This is a genomic window from Salinarchaeum sp. Harcht-Bsk1, from assembly GCF_000403645.1.
Lineage (GTDB): Archaea > Halobacteriota > Halobacteria > Halobacteriales > Salinarchaeaceae > Salinarchaeum.
Genome location: NC_021313.1, coordinates 1554378 through 1572296, shown reverse-complemented (window position 1 = coordinate 1572296; position 17919 = coordinate 1554378). Strand labels below are relative to the sequence as shown.

16 protein-coding genes are annotated in these 17919 nt (G+C 68.3%); 11 read left to right on the top strand and 5 right to left on the bottom strand.

Going from position 1 to position 17919, the window contains the following annotated elements; translation table 11 throughout:
• Positions 1-255 precede the first annotated feature (255 nt).
• The 3 genes from guaB (at position 256) to L593_RS07105 (ending at position 3437) form a co-directional block, all read left to right on the top strand.
• On the top strand, positions 256-1764 hold the full coding sequence (gene guaB, locus L593_RS07115; RefSeq protein ID WP_020446266.1) for an IMP dehydrogenase: 1509 nt from the start codon (positions 256-258) through the stop codon (positions 1762-1764).
• A gap of 114 nt (positions 1765-1878) precedes the next feature.
• Positions 1879-2601: a helix-turn-helix domain-containing protein gene (locus L593_RS07110; protein WP_020446265.1), complete on the top strand. Its 723-nt coding sequence runs from the start codon at positions 1879-1881 to the stop codon at positions 2599-2601.
• A 41-nt stretch (positions 2602-2642) separates the two neighbouring features.
• Positions 2643-3437, top strand: a complete 795-nt coding sequence (locus tag L593_RS07105; RefSeq protein WP_020446264.1) for an alpha/beta fold hydrolase — start codon at positions 2643-2645, stop codon at positions 3435-3437.
• Between the two features lie 19 nt (positions 3438-3456).
• Here L593_RS07105 and L593_RS16395 read toward each other — a convergent pair whose 3' ends face one another.
• Entirely contained in the window at positions 3457-3582 is a 126-nt protein-coding gene (locus L593_RS16395) for a hypothetical protein (protein WP_020446263.1), read from the bottom strand.
• Positions 3583-3944: 362 nt separating this feature from the next.
• Between L593_RS16395 and L593_RS07100 the strand changes: the two genes are divergently transcribed.
• The 3 genes from L593_RS07100 to L593_RS07090 all read left to right on the top strand — a co-directional run bounded on the left by L593_RS07100 (position 3945) and on the right by L593_RS07090 (position 6955).
• Positions 3945-5114: an ABC transporter ATP-binding protein gene (locus tag L593_RS07100; RefSeq protein WP_020446262.1), complete on the top strand. Its 1170-nt coding sequence runs from the start codon at positions 3945-3947 to the stop codon at positions 5112-5114.
• Entirely contained in the window at positions 5111-6064 is a 954-nt protein-coding gene (locus L593_RS07095; protein WP_020446261.1) for an ABC transporter permease, read from the top strand. Before L593_RS07100 ends, L593_RS07095 begins: the two co-directional genes overlap by 4 nt.
• Before the next feature lie 117 nt (positions 6065-6181).
• Positions 6182-6955, top strand: coding sequence for a TMEM165/GDT1 family protein (locus L593_RS07090; RefSeq protein WP_020446260.1), 774 nt, complete (start codon positions 6182-6184; stop codon positions 6953-6955).
• Positions 6956-7002: 47 nt separating this feature from the next.
• Here the strand turns inward: L593_RS07090 and L593_RS07085 are convergent, their stop codons facing one another.
• Entirely contained in the window at positions 7003-7644 is a 642-nt protein-coding gene (locus L593_RS07085) for a helix-turn-helix domain-containing protein (RefSeq protein WP_020446259.1), read from the bottom strand.
• Positions 7645-7911: 267 nt separating this feature from the next.
• Between L593_RS07085 and L593_RS07080 the strand changes: the two genes are divergently transcribed.
• Complete coding sequence (locus L593_RS07080; protein ID WP_020446258.1) at positions 7912-10476, top strand: RND family transporter; 2565 nt, start codon at positions 7912-7914, stop codon at positions 10474-10476.
• Between the two features lie 153 nt (positions 10477-10629).
• Here L593_RS07080 and L593_RS07075 read toward each other — a convergent pair whose 3' ends face one another.
• Positions 10630-11937, bottom strand: a complete 1308-nt coding sequence (locus tag L593_RS07075; RefSeq protein ID WP_020446257.1) for an MFS transporter — start codon at positions 11935-11937, stop codon at positions 10630-10632.
• A gap of 3 nt (positions 11938-11940) precedes the next feature.
• Positions 11941-13053, bottom strand: coding sequence for an MBL fold metallo-hydrolase (locus L593_RS07070; protein WP_020446256.1), 1113 nt, complete (start codon positions 13051-13053; stop codon positions 11941-11943).
• A gap of 91 nt (positions 13054-13144) precedes the next feature.
• On the opposite strand from L593_RS07070, the gene L593_RS07065 reads away from it, so the two are divergent.
• The gene (locus L593_RS07065) at positions 13145-13879 is read left to right on the top strand and encodes a helix-turn-helix domain-containing protein (protein ID WP_020446255.1); all 735 of its coding nucleotides are present in this window, start codon (positions 13145-13147) and stop codon (positions 13877-13879) included.
• A 33-nt stretch (positions 13880-13912) separates the two neighbouring features.
• On the opposite strand, the gene L593_RS07060 is transcribed toward L593_RS07065, so the two are convergent.
• Positions 13913-14236 (bottom strand): DsrE family protein, encoded by a 324-nt coding sequence (locus L593_RS07060; protein ID WP_020446254.1) that lies wholly within the window; start codon positions 14234-14236, stop codon positions 13913-13915.
• Between the two features lie 258 nt (positions 14237-14494).
• Between L593_RS07060 and L593_RS07055 the strand changes: the two genes are divergently transcribed.
• The 3 genes from L593_RS07055 (at position 14495) to L593_RS07045 (ending at position 17773) form a co-directional block, all read left to right on the top strand.
• On the top strand, positions 14495-14887 hold the full coding sequence (locus tag L593_RS07055; protein WP_020446253.1) for a transcriptional regulator: 393 nt from the start codon (positions 14495-14497) through the stop codon (positions 14885-14887).
• Positions 14888-15173: 286 nt separating this feature from the next.
• Positions 15174-16304 carry a sulfatase-like hydrolase/transferase gene (locus L593_RS07050; protein WP_020446252.1) on the top strand — a complete coding sequence of 377 codons (1131 nt, stop codon included), beginning with the start codon at positions 15174-15176 and terminating at the stop codon, positions 16302-16304.
• Positions 16304-17773: a polysaccharide biosynthesis C-terminal domain-containing protein gene (locus L593_RS07045; protein WP_020446251.1), complete on the top strand. Its 1470-nt coding sequence runs from the start codon at positions 16304-16306 to the stop codon at positions 17771-17773. Before L593_RS07050 ends, L593_RS07045 begins: the two co-directional genes overlap by 1 nt.
• Positions 17774-17919: the final 146 nt, after the last annotated feature.

The following is a 17919-nucleotide window of genomic DNA, read 5'->3' as shown; positions in this document are numbered from 1 at the left end:
CACCGCTTCCGTTCTGCAACCGCCGCGCCGCTTCCGTTCTGCAACCGCCGCGCCGCTTCCGTTCTGCAACCGCCGCACCGCTTCCGTTCTGCAACCGCCGCACCGCTTCCGTTCTGCAACCGCCGCACCGCTTCCGCTCCGCAGCCGCTGCCGTACCGCGGAGTGTGCTAGTGACTTCCGCCCTCGCTCCCTCGCTTCGCTCGGTCGCTCGGGCGGTCTCGCAACGTTTTTCCCCAACCCAATCGGACCGACTACATGGCGAACGACGTTCCTCACGAGGAGCCCTTCACCGAGAAGCTCCGCGTCCCCGAGGCCCTGACATTCGACGACGTTCTACTGCGACCCAAGGAGAGTACGGTCGAGCCCGACGAGGCCGACCTCTCGACGCGCGTCTCTACCAACGTCGAGCTGAACGTGCCCGTCCTCTCGGCGGCGATGGACACCGTCACCGAGGCCGACCTCGCGACCGCGCTGGCCCGACAGGGCGGCCTCGGCGTCCTTCACCGGAACATGGACGTCGACGACACCGTCGAGCACGTAGAGGCCGTCAAGACCGCCGACGAACTCGTGATCGACCGCGAGAACGTCGTGACGGCCCGCGCCGACCAGACCGTCCGCTCCGTCGACGACATGATGGACGAGCAGGGCGTCTCCGGCGCTCCGGTCGTCGACGAGGACGACCAGGTGCTCGGGATCATCTCTGCGACGGACCTACGACCCTACCTCGAGGTCGGCGAGCGCGACGAGGTCAGCGAGGCGATGACCGACGAGGTCATCACCGCCGGCGAGGACGTCGGCGCTCGGGAAGCGCTCGAACTGATGTACGAGCACAAGATCGAGCGCGTCCCGATCGTCGACGAGGAGAACCGGCTGACCGGCCTCATCACGATGCAGGGGATCCTCCAGCGCCGCGAGCACACGAACGCCGTGCGCGACGGCGAAGGTCGCCTGCGCGTCGGCGTCGCCGTCGGTCCCTTCGAGGAGGAGCGCGCGACCCGCGCCGACGACGCCGGCGCGGACGTCCTCTTCATCGACACCGCCCACGCCCACAACCGGAACGTCATCGAGGGCTCCCGCGACATCGCGAGCCGGGTCGACGCCGACGTCGTCGTCGGCAACGTCGGCACCAGAGAAGCGGCCCGCGAACTCGTCGACTTCGCGGACGGCATCAAGGTCGGCATCGGTCCGGGCTCGATCTGCACGACGCGGATCGTCTCCGGCTCCGGTATGCCCCAGATCACCGCCGTCGCGCAGGTCGCCGACGTGGCGAGCCAGCACGACGTGCCCGTGATCGCCGACGGCGGCATCCGCTACTCCGGCGACGCGATCAAGGCGATCGCAGCGGGTGCCGACGCGATCATGATGGGGAGCTACTTCGCGGGCACCGACGAGGCGCCAGGTCGCATCATCACGATGAACGGCAAGCGCTACAAGCAGTACCGCGGCATGGGCTCCGTCGGCGCGATGTCCGCCGACGAGACCGACGACAACCGCTACCTCAAGGAAGAGCCCGACGACGGGGACGAGTACGTCCCCGAGGGCGTCGAGGCCGCGACGCCGTACAAGGGCAGTCTCGAGAGCGAGCTCCACCAGCTCACCGGCGGGATGCAGTCCGGGATGGGCTACGTCGGCGCCGAGTCGATCCCCGAGTTCAAGCAGCGCTCGGAGTTCGTGCGGGTCAGCTCCGCGGGCCAGGCCGAGAGCCACGCCCACGACGTCGTGATCACTGACGAGGCGCCCAACTACAGCCCCGGCGACGAGTAGACGGCGTTCTCTCGGGCGGATTTGGTCCCTGTCACGGTGGCGTACGGCAACTTCTCACGTCCGCAATCTTCCTTCGGGGAATTTTTGGAATCCCGGTAGGTACGATGCTGATCCATGGGATATCTCGCCGAGTACACCGTCCACTGCGATAGCCTGCCGCTCGTCGACGTCGCGAGGCGGGTGCCGGAGGCCACCCTGACGGTCCAGGTCGGCCAGCCCAATCAGGGCGGCCCGCCGCCGTTCGCGGTTACGGTCCGGGGCCCTGCCCCGGACGAGGCCGAGGCTGCCCTCGACGCCTCGCCGTTCGTCGCCGAGAAGGTCCGCCTCGCTGCCGACGCGGACGCTCGCCGGTACCGGATCGTCCCCGCGACGACGATGGAGGAACAGCTCGGGCCGGCGGTCTCCGACGTCGAGCGCCTGCGGGACCTCGCGGCGACCGAGGCCGTCCTCGAACACGTCGAGGTCGTCCGCGACGGCTGGCGCCAGCGACGGCGCTGCGTCGACCGCGCAGCCTTCGAGAACTACTGGTCGTTCTGGCGCGAGGAGCACAGCGTCACGATCCACCGCCTCGTCGAGTCGCCCGAGTGCGAGACTGGCACGCCCGCGACGGACGCGCTCTCGGATCGCCAGCGCGAGGCGCTGCTGATGGCCTTCGAGCTGGGGTACTTCGAGGTGCCACGTGGCGCGACGCTCGCCGACGTCGCCGCAGAACTCGGAATCTCGGCAGCCTCCGCGTCCGAGCGGCTGCGCCGGGCACAGCGCGCCCTGATCGCCGCCAACCTGGACGCGCCCGGTGCCGGGGTGCAGAGGGATTTAATAAAGCGCCATACGGTTTAGTGCGGCATTGAGGGCGGAGAAGCGGCGAGCGCTTCTCGTACATGCAGACCACGAAATTCACCGACGGTACGACGATCAGCTTCGAAACGCACGGTGCCCAGGAGCGGGATACGCAGCGGGCGGCCCCCGCGTGCGATCGAGGTCCCGAACCGCTGATCCTCGTCCACGGCTCGACAGGTTCACGAGAGAGCTGGCTGCCGCACCTCCGGGAAGCGGGCCCACTGGTCGCGATGGATCGACGCGGTCGCGGCGAGAGCGGGGATGCGCCCGATTCGTACGCGCTCGAACGAGAGGTCGGGGACGTCGAGGCAGTACTCGAGACTACGGGCGCGATGCGCTTGTTCGGCCACTCCTTCGGTGGGCTCTGTGCCCTGAACGTCGCGACCCGCGACGCCGTCGACCTCGAGAAAATCGTCCTGTTCGAGCCGGCGATCCTCGTCGGAGAGCATCGCGCCTACGACGCCGCGGATCGCATGGCCGACCTGCTCGACGACGGCGACCGGGAGGGCGCGATGCGACTGGCTTTCCGCGAGATGACGGGAATCGAGGACGTCGAGGCGTTGCCCCACTGGCCCGAGGTGATCGAACTCGCCGAGGTCACCCAGCGCGAGTTCGAGGCGGTGGAGTTCTACGAACTCCCTGGGCCGCTGGACGTCGATCCGGTGGTCCTCTTGCTCACGGGCGAGCACAGTCCCGATTTCCTCACGGACGCCGTCCGTGAAGTCCACGACCGGCTGCCGGAGAGTCGGCTCGTGGAGGTCGAGGGCGTGGGGCACACCGGCCTCGAGGATCCCGCGCGGACGATGTCGCCCGTCGTCGACTTCCTGACGAACTGACGGTTCGCGGTCTGTGGCCTCACACGGCCAGTTGCGCCGTCTCGCAGGCCGGACTGCAGAGGCGTTTCGTCCCGGCGTTTGCTTCGGGGAGGGCGACGAACGACTTGCCGCAGTTCCGGCACTCGAAGGTCTCGAACTGGGACATTGCAACCGTGACGTTGGCTCGCCAGCGACAAAAAGATTCGACGGCTGCTGGTCGCGGCTGCCCGGCTGCTGCGTCGTGAGTTCTCCCAGTTTGCGAGCGTGTTCGAGCACCGAAGTTTGCAGCTACTCCTCCTGAATCTCCGAAATCGACGGTTTCGGGTCCTCCGAACTCGAATTTCGCTGTCCGCGAATCGAGGTTCGAGATGAGTACAAATCACATTTCGCGATACAGAATTCTGGCCGCACTTCTCGTCCGACACCGATCGTTTCCCGTTCGTGGCTGGCTCGGGCTGGTGGGGTTTATAAATGGCCTCACGGCTGAGAGTGGGGATTTCCCGGGGGAAGGCGTGGAGGTTCGACTCCATGCAGTCACAGCATGCACCATCCGAGAGCACCGGCCAGGCCGCCGCCACGGCCGCCAGCGCGGCGGACAGCGACGACGGCCCCGCAGCGATCCGAGCCGAGGACGTCCACGTCACCTACGCCGACGGCACCGAGGCGATCAGCGGCGTCGACCTCGCCGTCGAACCCGGGGAGTGCTTCGGCTTCCTCGGGCCCAACGGCGCCGGGAAGTCGACGACGATACAGACGCTCGTGTCGCTGTTGCATCCGACACGGGGCTCGGTGACCGTCCACGGCCACGACGTCGTCGAGGACGCGCAGGCCGTCCGCGAGTACGTCGGCTACATGCCCCAGGAGACCAGCGTCGATCCCGAACTGACCGCGCGGGAGAACGTCCGCTTCGCGGCCCGGATCCACGGCGTGCCGGCGGCCGAGCGCGAGGAGCGCGTCGAGGAACTCCTCGACGTCGTCGACCTCACCACTGTGGCCGACGACCTCGCCGAGACGTTCTCCGGCGGGATGGCCAAGCGCCTCGACGCGGCGAACGCCCTCGTCCACCGGCCGCCCGTCGTCTTCCTCGACGAGCCGACGACGGGGCTCGACCCCGAAGCCCGCATGGAGCTGTGGGACTACTTCGAGGCGATCAACGACGCCGGGACAACGGTCTTCCTCACGACGCAGTACCTCGAGGAGGTCGACCGGCTCTGCGACCGGATCGCCCTGCTCCAGGACGGGGAGGTCGTCGCGACCGACACGCCGGCGGCGCTGAAAGCTGCCGTGGGCGGCGACGTACTGGAGCTGACGCTCGCCGGCGTCGACGATACCCTCGCCGAGGATCGCACCGGGGAGTCCGGTGCCGCTGGAAGCATCGACGAGTCCGGGGGCGTCGGCGGGACGGAACTCCGCGATCACGCGGCGTCGGTCGTCCGCTCGGCCAACGCGTTCGACGATCCCACCGTCGAGCGAACCGACGAGGGCCTCGCGATCACCGCCGACGACGTTCGGACCGGCGTGATGGAACTGTTCGTCGCATTCCACGACGCGGGCCTCACGGTCACCGGCGTCGACGTGCGATCGCCGACGCTCGACGACGTCTTCCTCTCGCTGACCGGGGAACAGATCGACGAAGCCGAGACCGCGACGGGAAGTGAGCCACGCAGCGGTGCCGACGTGGAGGAGGTGGCTCGATGAGCGCCGACTCCACTGCTGCCTCATCTGCTGGCGGCACGGACGTCGTGGAGAACCGCTCTCCCGCGATCGAGGAGCGGCCCCAGCGTGCGCCGGGGGCCGGCGCCCTCGGCGACACCTGGATCAGCGTGAAGCGCTGGCTGGTCAAGACCTCGCGGAACCCGTTCGTGACGTTCACGTCCCTCGTCCAGCCGGTGATCTTCTTCGTGCTGATGGCGGAGGTGTTCGGCGCCGTCGCGGGCGGCGCGCTCGCCAGCGCCGTCGGCACCGACGTCAACTACGTCACGTACCTCACGCCAGCGATCGTCGTCCAGTCCGCGCTCGCTGCGGCATCGATCTCGGGCATCGGCCTCGTTATCGACATGGACTCGGGGATGTTCGAGAAGACGCTCGCCTCGCCGATGGGTCGTGGCGCGATGTTCCTCGGGAAGGTGTTCGCCGAGGTCGTGCGGATCGTGGTCCAGACGACGATCATCCTCGGCTGTGGCGCCGTCCTCCTGTTCCTCGAGACCGGTGACGGGCCGGGAACGTTCCTCGAAACGGGCGTGGCGGGCTTCCTCGGCGTGCTCGCGATCACGATCCTCTTCGCCGGCGCGTTCATGGCGTTCTCGAACATCGTGGCGCTGGTCACCCGGGACAAGGAGGCGACGATCCTCATCGCGAACTCGCTGACGTTCCCGCTGCTGTTCGTCTCCAGCGCGTTCCTGCCCCTGCAGGTCCTGCCCGACTGGATCAATACCGTCGCGACGGTGAACCCGATCACCTACGGCGTCGACGGCGTCCGCGCGGCCATGCTCGGCGAGGACGTGATGACCGTGGTCGACGTGGCTGCCTTCGGCGGGGTCTGGAACACGATCGTCCCGGCGATCGTCGTGCTCGTCGCGTTCAACGTCGTCCTCGGCGCGATCGCGGTTCGACTCCTCCACCGCGCGTCGCGGGCAGCCGTGCAGTAGGCTCCCTGCCACCGGACCCCTGCTATCGGGGGAGGCCACTCCAGGAGCGGGTTCGCCAGGCGTAACTCATACATTCGACGCGTCTAATTCTTTAGCAACCCGGTCGATCAAGTAGCGATGGCAGGTTTCGTCGAGATCGTCGTGATCGCAGCCCTCGCCCAGTTGACGGTCTTGCCCGGCGAGAAGGTGCAGTTCATCATCGCCGGCCTCTCGACGCGCTACCACCCGCTGGTGGTCGTGGGTGCAGCAGGGTCGGCGTTCGCGGGCTGGACCGCCCTCGAGATCGCATTCGGCGAGGCGATCCAGCGTGCCCTCCCACCGATCGTCCTCGACGGGTTCACGGTGGCCCTGTTTCTGCTGTTCGCCGTGATGCTCGTCCGCTCGGCGCCGGAGCCGGACGCAGATTGGGGCGCTGCCACGGCCAGCGACGGTCCGGCCAGCGACGACGCTGCCGGCTCGGCCGTTGGCGCCAAAACCGACGGCGGGATCGGCGCTACGCGGCGGATCGCCCCCGACGTCGCCGGCGAGTTCTCGATCTTCGGCTACTCCGTCGGTGGCCGGATCGGCTCCTTCGGCTCGATCTTCGCGCTGATGGCCGCCGGGGAGTTCGGCGACAAGACCCAGCTCGTCACGATTAGCCTCGCCGCGACCTACGGCGCGACGCCGGCGATCTGGCTCGGCGAGATGCTCGTGATCGTCCCCGTGAGCCTCGTGAACGCTTACGCCTTCCACAAGTTCGCCCACCGGATCAATCTCCGTCTGGCACACTTCGTCGGCGCGGGGATCTTCGCCTTCTTCGCCGCCGACACTGTGCTCGCGATGACGACCGGGTTCTCGGTGTGGGAGACGGTCGTCGAGTGGCTCTCGGCGGTCGTGCTCGCGGCAGTGTGACCAACGCCTTCTGACGCTCGCCCTTTCGCTGCCGAGAGCGTCCGGTGCTACCCGTCCACGTGCTCCTCGACGAACCAGTGGACGACGTGCCCTTCGGCCCGGTGGAGCACGTCGCTGCACGTCGCCGTCGCGATCCCGAGCAGGTCCGCCACCTCGCCGAGGGTTGCCTCGCGCGGCGACCGGTAGTAGCCCGCGTCCACGGCAGTGGTGAGCACCTCCAGTTGGCGGTCCGTGAGGAGCCGATCGGCCTGGCTCGCTTCGATCGCCTGGACGTACTCGACCGTGAACCCGATCCCGACGTCGTCGAGCGCCGTCTGGAGCGTCGAGAGCCGTCCTCGTGAGGTCGTCACCTCCCACGTCGCGTGCCCGTCCTGGATGTCGAACGGCATCCGGAGGGGCACGCCCGCCCGCCAGATGGGAACGAGCGGGAGCGGGTTCGTCGTCTCGATCTGGAGGAGCGCTTCGTCGTCGTGTTTCCAGAGCAACTCGACCGTCTCGACGTCGTCCCGGGCCTGGATCTCCGTGATCACCGGCAGGGGATCGTCTGCACCGAGTCGGACGAGTGCGATGCCGACGTCCTCGCCGGAGATGGCGGTGAGTACCTCGAAGACGAGATCGGGGTGTCTGGCCGACAGTTCGCCGATCCAGACTGTCTCCGGGACGTCGATCGTGAGTCGTGCGTGGGGCATGGTGGTCGGCGGCGTCCTGCGACCGCCTGAATGCTAATATGTTAGCCTACTACTCGAATCTTCGCACTATCTCATAACCAGACTAGGCTGTTAGGATGATTCCATGTCAGAAGGCCTGGATCCGGACCGCGACAGGTGCGGACGACTCGTGACCGCTGGCTCGCCCGACCGAGCACTACACGCCGAGCAACCGGGCCCCACTCCAGGTGACCCGCACCGGCGAGTGCTACCCCGCGGCGACCGACGTTCGATACGGGGACTGCTCCGATGAGCCCCGCACTCGCGACCTGGCTCACCGAACACGCCCGCGTGGCGATCGCAGCGTTGCTCCTCGCGACGCTCCTCGTCGGTGCCGGCGTCCCGATGGTGGAGCGGTCGACGTCCCTCGATCAGTTCCAGGCCGACGACCCCGCGGCCGACGCGCTCGACTACGCGGGCGAGAACTTCTCGTCGGGCCAGAGCGACGCGACCACCGCGCAGGTCGTGGTCCGCGACGAGAACGTCCTCGATCGCGAGTCCCTGATCGCGACGCTCGAGTACCAGCAGCGACTCCAAACGGACGATCGGGTCGGCGACACGCTGGTCGAGGACGGTGGAACCCGGAGCGTCGCCAACGTGATCGCGACCGCGGCGATCCGCGAGCACGGGGCGCCGGCGAATGGGACGGCCCCCGGCGCTCCGAGCGGATCGAGCGAGTCCGATCCGACGTTGCAGGCCCAGATCGACGCGCTCGAATCGCTCTCCGAGGCGGAGATCGACGCCATCGTCGCGGAGACGCTCTCCACCGAGTCGGAGCGGTCGGGGCGCGACGGGGCGACGCCCCTCGCGTTCATGCCGCACGACTACGAGCCCGGATCGACGGAAGCCAACGCGACGCTGCTCGTCGTCACCCACGACTCGGCCGGTGGCTCGTTCGCTCCGGGCGACGCTCCCGCCGAGATCGAAGCCGCTCAGACCGCGATCGCGGCCCTCGCCCCCGAGGACGGCTCACTGTCGGTCCTCGTCTACGGCGACGGCGTCGTGTCGACGGAGATCACGAACTCGATGGTCGACAGCGTGCTCCTGCTGGGGCCGCTGGCGGCGGCGTTCGTCCTGGTGGTCCTGCTCGTCGTCTACCGCGACCTGCTCGACGTCGCGCTCGGGCTCCTCGGGATCGCGCTCGTCCTCGTCTGGACGTTCGGCGCGATGGGCTGGATCGGCATCGCGTTCAGCCAGCCGTTCGTCGTCGTGCTCGTCCTCCTGATCGGGCTCTCGATCGACTACGGGCTCCACGTCGTGATGCGCTATCGCGAGGCCCGCGAGTCCAGTACGACCCCGCCGCGCCGGGCGATGGCCGTCGGCCTGGGCAGCGTCGGGGTCGCGCTCGCGTACGTGACCACGACTACCGTGATCGGGTTCCTCTCGAACCTCGCGAGTCCCCTCGCCGTGTTCCGCCAGCTCGGCGTCGTCAGCGCGATCGGCATCCTCGCCGCATTCGTCGTGTTCGGCGCGCTGGTGCCGGCGCTGAAGGTCGAACTCGATTCCGCCCTCGAGGCTCGTGGGATCGACCGCCTGCAACCGGCGGTCGGGACCGACGCCGGCGGCGCGAACCGTGTCCTCGTGATGGGGGCGACGCTCGCCAGGCGGGCGCCCGTCACCGTGCTCGCGATCGCGCTCCTCGTCAGCGGGGTCGGTGCCGTGGGTGCCACCACCATCGACGCCAGCTTCGAGCAGTCGGACTTCCTCGCGGAGGATCCCGCCGACTGGCTGAAGGACCTGCCCGGGCCGATCGCACCGGGGACGTACACCGCCGAGTCTGCGATCGACGCGCTGGACAGCGACTTCGTGCGTCGAGACACGACGGCGTCGGTGCTGGTCCGGGGGAACGTCACCGATCCGGCGACCCTCGATCGACTCGACGCCGCTCGGACCGACGCACGCGGGATGTCCGCGACGGAGACCTACGCGGACGGCGATCCGGCCGTCACGGACCCGCTCACCGTCATGGATCGGGTCGCTGCGCGCAACGACTCCTTCGCGGCCACGCTCGACGCATCGGACGTGGACGGTGACGGCGTTCCCGACCGGAACGTCGCTGGCGTCTACGACGAGCTCTACCGGGTCGCCCCCGACGACGCCTCGGCCGTCGTCCACCGATCCGACGGGGAGTACCGGGCGCTCCAGATGGTCGTCACCCTCGACGGCGCCGCGAGCGACGCGGCGATCACGGAGCAGATGGAGGACCTCGCCGGGACCGCCGACGGCGAGAGCGTCACCGCGATCGCGACCGGCGACGTGATCGTCAACCAGCTGACGGCCGACCAGCTCGCCCGGACGGCGATGACCAGCCTCGTCGTCGCCCTGGTCGCGGTACTGCTCGTCCTCGCGGTGGCCTACCGCGTCACCGAGGGGAGTGCGTCGCTGGGCGTCGTCACCGTCGTCCCGGTCGCCTTCACGCTGACGTGGGTGCTCGGGACGATGGCCGCGCTCGACATCCCCTTCAACGTCGTCACCGGGATGATCACCGGTCTCACGATCGGGCTCGGCGTCGACTACAGCCTCCACGTCAGCGAACGGTTCAACCAGGCGATCGAAACGACCGACGACGTCGGAGAGGCGCTGGAAACGACCGTCACGGGCACCGGTGGTGCGTTGCTGGCGAGCGCGACGACTACCGCCAGCGGGTTCGCGGTGTTGCTCGTTGCGATCCTGCCCTTCCTCCAGTCCTTCGGGCTGATCACCGCGCTCACCATCGTGTACGCGTTCGTTGCGAGCGTGTTCGTGCTCCCGAGCCTGCTGGCGCTCTGGGCGCGATTCGTCGACGTCGGACCGCGGTCGAGCGGGGCGAACTGACGGCCGGGTGCTCATCGGTGGCCTGCGGATGCTGTCAGCAGGCGCACCGCTCTCAGCCGGCGCATTCCTGCCGGCCGACGTGCTCCTGTCTGCCGGCGTGGCCCGGTCCGTCGGGGCCCCTGTCGGTGGGGTGGCGCGGTCGCCCTGCCCCGCTCAGTCGTCGGAGGTCGCCGCCACGCCTCCGTCGTCCGCCGGCGCCGGCGGCTCGTGCGTGCCGAACTCCGGGTGGGTCTCCTCCATCCAGGCGTAGACGACCGCCCCCGACGCGAACATGAGGATCGCGGTCAGGTAGAAGGCGGCCTCGGCGCTCGCGAACTGCATCGCGAGCCCGATCGCGATCGCGCCGACGGCGTAGCCCGAGTCCCGCCACATGCGGTAGACGCCCATGCCCGCCGAGCGCCAGCTCGGATGGGCGGCGTCGCCGGGGACGGTCATCAGGTTCGGGTAGAGCAGCGCCATGCCGAGCCCCGAGACCGCAGCGAAGAGGGCCCACGGCAGGTAGCCCTCGACGAGCACCATCGCGAGCACGCCGCCGCCGGCGAGGAACATGCCGGCCACGACGGGCGGCCGCCGGCCGATCCGATCGGCCAGTCCGCCGGTCGCGATCTGGAGGAAGTACATCGCGCTGTGAACGCCCACGACCACGCCGACGGCGGCGATGCCCAGCCCCTCGCTCGTGAGGTACAGCGGGACGGCGATCCAGAACAGCGTGTCGACGAAGTTCTCGACGTGGCCGGCCTGTGCGGCGGCGAAGAGCGTCCGGTCGCCGTAGGTCGCCCGGCGAAGGACCGCGGCGAAGGGCAGGTTGGCGTCGTGGTGATCCTCGTCGCCTTCAGCGCGGGCGTACTGCACGGTCTCCTTTATCAGGAAGATCGAGATGAGGAACGCCAGTACCACGACGATTCCGAGGAAGTAGAATGGTTCGGGCCGCAGGCTCGTCTGCGCGGCGATCAGGCCGGTGATCCACGCACCGGCGGCGACGCCGGTGTACCCGAAGGCCTCGTCGATGCCCACAGCGAGCCCGCGCTGGTCGGGACCGGCGAGGTCGATCTTCGCGTTGATCGCCATGCTCCAGGTCAGCGCCTGGTTGATCCCCAGGAGAACGTTACCCAGCGTGATCCAGGCCCAGCTCGGCGCGACGATCAACACGATCGGCAGCGGCAGCGCCGTCGCCCACCCCAGGATCAGGACGGGTTTCCGCCCGTACGTCTCGCCCCACTTCCCCGCGTAGAGGTTCAGGATCGACTTGACGATCCCGAAGGAGACGACGAACGAGCCGATCACGAACAGCGACTGGACGCCGAGGACGTCCCGCCCGAGGACGGGGACGACGGCGCGCTCGGAGCCGATCGTCAGCCCGGTCGCGAACACGAGCAGGACGTGCAGCGAGAACTGGCCGAGGTGTTCGCGGATGCCCTGCTGGAGCCCTTGCGACCCGTCGATGGATGCAGTGTCGGTCATCGATTACTCCGCGGCACAGCGGTTTGGACCGAGTTCGAGGTCGCTCAGTTCCTCGTCGGGGACTGACTCCTGGCCGACGTTGGTTCGCTTGACTCGCTCGAAGTTCGGCGGGTGGTCGGGTACGTCGGCCGCGAGCGTCTCGACGAACGCCCCTCGGTCGCGCCGGAGATCGGCGTTCCGCTCGGGGAGGTCGCCCAGTCGCGCGGTTACTGGCGGTCGGGGCGATCCCGGGTCGTGTGCAGGGAGGACGAGCGCGTCGTCGGGGCGGTCGAGCAACCGCTCGAGGCTCTCGTAGAGCGTCGCGGCGTTCGACTCGACGTCGGAATCCTCGATGCCCGCTTCGACGCCCAGCTTGACGCGGCCGACGCTGTCGTGGAACAGGGTGTCGCCGGTGAGCAACGCTGCCCCGACGAGGTCGAAGGTGACGCTGCCCTCGCTGTGGCCGGGCGTGTGGACGACCTCGATTTCGACGTCGCCGACGGCGACACGCCTGCCGTCCTCGACCGGCGTCGCGTCGATCGCGAGCGCGTCCTGCGGATGGAGGTAGTAGGGAACGTCGTGTCGGTCCGCGAGGTCGCGGCCGCCGGAGACGTGGTCGGCGTGGGCATGCGAGTCGAAGACGCCGACGAGATCTGCGTCGTGAGCGTCGACGACGTCGTCGTAGACGTCGAGGTAGTGCGACGGGTCGAAGATCGCCGCGTCGCCGTCGGAGACCAGCACGTGGGAGAGACAGCCTTTCCCGGGTCGAGCGACCTGGAGCAGCTGCCCGTCGAGGTCGGCCGACACGGCCGCGTGCTCGTGGACGCGGCTCCAGCCGCTCATGCCGTCGGTGAGCGTGAGCGCGTCGTAGCCCAGGTCCTCGAGGACCTCGGTCGCGGTCTGTGAGACGACGCCTTCGGCGCAGACCGTGACGATCGGTTCGTCGTCGGGGAGCTCGGCCAGCGGTTCCTTCGCGGTCTCGGGGTCGTCGACCAGCTCCTCGTAGACGTCGACGTTGACGCTCGTCGGTACGTGCCAGTCCTCGAAGTCTTCCTGATGACGAACGTCCAGGACGAGGGGGTCGTCCTCCTCGGCCTGGAGTCGTTCGGCGAGTTCGTCCGGTGCGATGTCCGTCATGGGTGTTGCTTCGTACCGGGAGACGTACCATATGGGTGGTGCCGGACATGACCGGCATTCTTAATTCCATGCCGGTGCAAGTCGGGGGCAGATGAGCCTCCACGAAGCCTCCTTCCGGGTCAAACACGAGTGTCCCTACCGGGAGATCTCCGAGCGCCACCCGGATCTGACGATCAAGGAGTGGTACCTCGACGAGTGCCAGGTGGTCGAGGTGACCGCCCCCGAGCCGCCGACCGAGGCGCTCCGCGAGGAGATCCGCTCGCTCGGGACGGTCCTCCACGAGTCCGTCGACGAAAGCGGCCTCCACGTGGTCACGCAGTCCTGCCTGTGCTCGCTCGAGGACTCGATCGTCCAGCGCTTCGAGGACCACAACGCGCTCTACCAGCCGCCGACGATCCACCGGCAGGGCTGGGAGCACTACAGCGTGATCGCTTTCGACGAGGCCGACGTCCGGGCGCTGCTGGCCGACCTCGAGGCCGACCGTGACGTCGAGGTGCTCTCGAAGACGGCCATCGCGGAGCAACAGCTCCCACACAGCATGCTCGCGCCGGTCGACCAGCTCTTCGAGACCCTGACCGACCGCCAGCTCGCGGCGCTCCGATTCGCCCTCGAACGCGGCTACTACGAACAGCCCCGCGGCACCTCGCTGCGGGAGCTGGCCGACGCGACCGAGGTCGCCCGCTCGACGTTCGAGGAGCACCTCCGGAAGGCCGAGAACAAGCTGCTGACGAACGCGGGGCAGTTCTTGCGACTGGTGACGGCGTCGTCGGGTGGGGATCCGCTCGGCGTGCAGTCCGCGGACGCGGTCGAGCAGCCCGCGGACTGACCGATCCGAGTTCGCTCGTCCGCTCCCGACCCGTCAGCCGATCGTGAGCACTTCGTCCGCGTCCTCGACGATCCGGAGGCAGTCGCCCATCGTCGAGTGGGGCCGGAGGTCGTCCGGTTCGATCTCCCGGGACTCCATGCAGGTCCCGCAGGCGAACAGCTCGCCGCCAGCCCGATCGTACTTCACCATGACGCCGTGGGGGTTGAACGTCTCCGCCTCGAGGTCCGGCGCCTCCACGCCGTCGCCGAGGAGGAAGACCTCGACCTCGTGGTCGGCGTCGAGGGCGGTGTTCGCGAGCCGGAACGCGTTCCAGACGCGCTCGGGGTCGTTCGTCTCGAGGATGATGCCGAGGTGCATATTCAAATCTACGCGCTCGCGGCCTTCAGTACTGGCTCCGATTCCCCCGTGGCGGGAACGGTTCGTAGTCGTGCCCCCGTGTGCCAGACCTGGGGAAGCGCGGAGACTGTCCTGCAGCCCTCGACGTGGGTTGCCCAACAGTCTATGGTAGGATTGTCCCTATGTTTTTCACAGACGATCGCATACCTCCGGATACGGACGGGCGACAATGTCGCCACGGCCTATCACTGGTAACACGAACGGACTGGTGATCGAGCCATGACCCGGACACTCCACGTCACGATCCAGCCGGTCTCCGACCGCGACGACCTCGAGGCGGATCTCGCTGCACTCGACGCCGGCGAGGATATCGACTCGCAGGACCCCACACTCGCCATCGAGGATTTAGAGACGTTCGGACGGATCTTCCGGGGGACGAACCTCGAACTCCTCGAAGCGATCGTCCAGACGGAACCGGCGAGCATCAGGGAACTCGCCGACGCCGTCGACCGTCACCCGCCGGACGTGCTCGCGAACGTCCGCGAACTCGAGGACTACGGCCTGCTCGAACTGGAGCAGGACGGCCGGGCGAAACGCCCCGTCGTCTGGTACGACGAAATCGACGTGGACATTCCACTCGGCGATCGCTCCGTGGATCCGGCGCACGCGTAGCGAACTGGAAGATCCACCGCATCTCGCGACACTGGCATGACCCTGGGTGGGACTGGAAGGGGCCGACCGCTCGTCGATCGTACCGACGCAAGCACTGGACCGAGCGACCGAAGGGAGCGAGGGAAGCGCGCAGCGAGGTAGGATCGTCGAGCGGGAGGGGGCTTCCGAGGTGTTTGCTGCAGTGGTCACTGCTGCAGGGGCACCCTGAACGGCGAATCCCACATCCCAGCCGACTTCGGCCTCCAGAGCGCAGGACTCAAGTGACGTTCCCGCACTCATTCACCCAATGCGCGACGTCATCCTCGTCTCTGCGGACTCTGTACGCCACGATTTCCTCGACGCGATGCCGTACGTCTCCTCCACGCTCACCAACCACGAGACGATCACCGGCGCCCACTACACCCGACCCTCTCTCGCGAGCCTCCTCACGTCGAACTACCAGGGCGCGGTCGAGTCCCGCGTCGTCGAGCCCTCCGTCGCGGAGGCGTTCTCCGACGCCGGCTACACGACGATCGGCCTCTCCTCCTCGCCGCACACCGACGCCCGGTTCGGGTTCGACCAGGGGTTCGACGTCTACCACCACTTCTCCGAGGCGGGCAACCGCGGGAACCCGATCCGGCAGTTCGCCTCGCAGTTCGACCTCATCCGGAAGGTGTACCACCGGTTCAAACCGCCGCACGCGAAGCTCTCGAACCGGCTCCCCGACGACGAACTGATCGACGAGTCCATCGAGGCGTTCAACGCCGAAGACGGCCCGCGGTTCATGTGGCTGCACCTGATGGGCACCCACCGGCCCTACGGTCTCGGCGACGACGCGGTGCCCAAGGACGTCGATCGGAAGGCGCTGTTCAAGCCCGAGAAACTGACCGACGCCGAGCGCGAGACGATCGAGGAGAAGTACCGCGCAACCCTGCAGCGTGCCGACGCCGAAATCGAACGCCTCGTCGAGTCCGTCGACGCCGAGGACCCCATCGTCGTCTTCACCTCCGACCACGGCGACGAGTTCGGCGAGGAGGGCGTCTGGTTCCACCAGCCCCAGCGGGGCCGCGTGGCGGACGCGCTGATCACGGTGCCGGCGGCGACGAACGACCTCGACCTCGAGGCGCCGCTGTCCTCGCTGGACATCGCGCCCTCGATTCTCGCCGACCAGGCCGGCCCTGACGCGATTCCGCCGGAGTGGCACGGGAAGGACGTCCGCCCGGAGGCGAACGGCGGCCAGGGCGCCCGGAATCACACGCTGACGGTCGCGCCGTGGCACGGCTCCGCGACGCTCGCCTGGCAGGACTTCGAGACGAAGGTCGTCGCACAGCACGCCGACCTCGAACTCTCGCGTGACGGCGAGACGATCGAAGCCGAGCGCAGCGACGTCGACGAGGACCTCAAACAGCAGATGCGGGACCTCGGGTACGTCGAGTAATGGCCGACGACGGCGCGATCTTCAAGGGCTACCTCTCGGTCTTCGCGGGAGACCTCGGGCGGCTCTTGATCTTCGCGGCGTTCATTCCCTTGCTCGTCCGGACCGTCGGCGAGAGCGGCTTCGGCCGCTACGCGCTCGTGATGGCGATCTTCCTGCCGAGCCGGAAGATCCTGAATCTCGGATTGTTCGAGGCGACGAAGACCTACGCCAGCCGCGAGGAGGGCGAGGACCGGAGCCGGGTGATCGCAACGTCGTTCGCGCTGCACGCTGGGATGCTCCTTGTCGGCATTCCGCTGCTCGCGGCGGCCTTTTTCTTGTTCACCGACGGGCCGCTCCAGCAGGCGCTCTACCTGATGCTCGGCGCGGTGGTGGGCGAACAGCTCTACTACTTCGGCCGCGGCGTGCTCCACGCCTACAAGCGCGAGGCGATCGTCGAGCCGCTCATTCCCGTTCGATCGATCGTCATGGCCGTCGTCGGGCTCACGCTCGCCGCGGAGGGCTACGGCGTCCCCGGCGTCTTCGCTGGCTTCGCGACCGGCTTCCTGCTGACCGGCGTGCTCTCGACGCTGCTGGCGTTCCGGGAGGCGGGGTTCGTCCCGTCGCCGAAGCGGCTCGCCTTCTCGATCTACGGCCGCCCGCTGCTGCGCTTCGGCGTCCAGACGATGGCCCTTGTGTTGCTCCTGACGAGCATGTTCAAGGTCGACATTCTGCTCGTGAGCTACTTCGAGGACGCGGCGACGACGGGCCACTACCGCGCCGCCCTCCAGGTCTCGGAGTTCATGTGGGTCGTCTCCGTGGCGATGGAGCAGGTGATGATCCAGTCGACGGCGGTCATGTGGGAGGAAGACGCCACAGGGGAGCTGACGGCACTGCTCTCCCGGATGCTGCGCTACGTCGTCGTGATCACCGTGCTGCTCGTCGCCGGTGTGTTCGTCCTCAGCGAGCAGTTCCTGACGCTGTACTTCGGGCCGGCCTACGAGGCGAGCGTGCTGCCGCTCAGGGTGCTCCTGCCCGGCGTGCTCGGCTTCGCGATCGCGCGGGTCATCTGGCCGGTGCTCCAGGCCGGCGGCCACCTCCGGACGCTGCTGCTCGCGACCGGGACGGCGGTGGTCCTGAACGTCGTCCTCAACCTCGTCCTGATCCCCGAGTTCGGGATCGTCGGCGCGGCGATCGCGACGTCGATCGCATACGGCTCGATGGCGGTGACCCACGTCCTCGCCGCGCGGACGGTCGATATCCAGCCGACGGACGGGCTGCCGATCCTGCGGGTCGCCGTCCTCGGGCTGGCGACGATCGGGATTCTGTGGGTGCTGGTGCCACTCGGTCCGTGGTGGGTGGATCTCTTCGTCCTCCCGTGGATCGGCCTGGCGTTCTACGCGGTCGGGAGTCAGGTGCTCGACGTGCTGACGGTGGGAGAGCTCAGGGGGCTCGTGGCGGAGTTCACGCCCTCCGAACCTGCGTCCGAGTAGTGACCGCGAGGGGCAGATCGGTGTGGCCAGGGGCAGGGTCGCGACGCTCGATTCGCCGGTGGGACCGCCGTGGCGGCGCTGGCGGATCGTCACCGCGCAGACAATCGGCACGGGCTGCCGCTCCACCGCTGAAATCGCCGGAAGCG